Source organism: Diaphorobacter sp. B2A2W2, assembly GCF_056730635.1.
Window position 1 is genome coordinate 1 of record NZ_JBWZOR010000022.1, and the last position, 1,534, is coordinate 1,534.

General features: G+C 67.3%; 1 protein-coding gene. It reads right to left on the minus strand.

All coding sequences use genetic code 11. The annotated features are described in order from the left end of the window. Nucleotides 1–1,534: hypothetical protein (locus tag AC1PPL_RS19265; RefSeq protein WP_479973958.1), on the minus strand; the 1,534-nt coding region annotated here is incomplete at both ends.

The window sequence follows — 1,534 nt, forward strand, 5'->3', positions numbered from 1 at the left end:
GGGGATGGTCATGTAGGGCACTGCGGCCGCGACGTTCATGGGCGAGAACGCCTCGCCGATGTTGCCGGAGCCGATCTGTCCCAGGTGCTGGCCGATCAGGTCGAACGTGGTGCCGCCGGTGCGGATCTTGAGCGCCCAGCGCTCCGTGATCGCACCGCGGTTGTTGACCTGGATGGGAAAGTTGATGGCGTCGAAGGTGGCAGCCGCCTGTCCGCTGGCCGGGTCGACACCGTCATACCAGGTGGTGCCGTTCCAGCTCTGCTGGTCGTACACGCGGGAGACGCGCGCGAAGCGGTCGCCCTGGCGCAGCGCGGTGGAGAACACGGCCCCGATGGGGAAGGCATAGCCCACAGGCTGGGTGAGCTTGACCTTGCCGTCGATACGCACCTCGGCGATCTGGCGGTACACCTCGGTGCGGCCCACCACGCGGATCAGCGCGGGATAGCCCGTCAGGTCGGTGAACGTGACGGTGCCCGCATCCAGGTTCGCCGTGTAGCCGGTGGTGACTTCAGCGCCCGTGGCATCGTCCAGCACCTGCACGAAGGACAAGCGCTCATGCCCGACGTTGTATGTCGTGAGGCTGGGCGCAAAGGCCGAGCCGCCGTGCGTGAGGCCCACAACACAGGTGTCGCCCGGGCGCGCATACGCCACGCGACCGTCGGGCGGCAGGGCCGCAGGGTCGATACCCATGAGGCTCACATCCACCGGCAAGTAGATATAGCTCACCGCGCTGTAGCGCAACGTGGTGGGGTCTACGGGCCAGGGGCGCCAGATCTTTCCGGCCTGCACGGCGCCGACCTCGGCCGCGTCATACCACCATTCGGCCTTGTCCTCGGCCGTGAGGTCGGCATCCAGCACGAAGTCACCGAACTGCAGCTCCACCCCGCCGCGCGCAAACTCGATCTTGCCGCGCATGTGGCTTCCCGTGATGTTGCCCTGTGCATCGACGTTGGCCGTGAGCGTTGCGCCCTGCAGGTCCACCACGGTGAGCACGAAGCCCCCCGGGCCTGCGCGCAGCGGCGCGGCGTCGGTCGAGAAAAACAGGCTGGCCGTGCTCCACTGGTCTGCCGAGGTGAAGAGGCTCTGCAGCTGGAAGTCCGTGGGGCCGGTACCGCCGACCACGTAATCGGTCATAAGCGCCACCCCTTCCTGGTAGTTGATGGTGCCGCTGGCGATGCCGGGGTTTGTGTCGGTGCGGTCGCGGTAGATCACGCCCTCGAAGTCTGTGTATGTCTGCCCCATCCAGCGGAACTGCACGCTGCCGGCGACGATGCGATGCGTCGTGTAGGGGCACAGGTCCAGCACCACGGCCGGCGGCGTGAATGTGCTGGCGCTGGCGCGCGGCGCTGCGGCGCCCACGCGGTAGCGGGCCACGATCGAGCTGCCAGCCAGCAGCTCCTCGCCCACGCTGGCGGTGGAATACTGTCCGCCCTTGGTGTTGTTGGTGCCGCTGGAGCCTTCTCCATTGATGCCCACCCGCTCGAACTCGCTGGCTTTCTCATGGTCGGACTTGTAGCTGGTGGTGCTGCGGTCG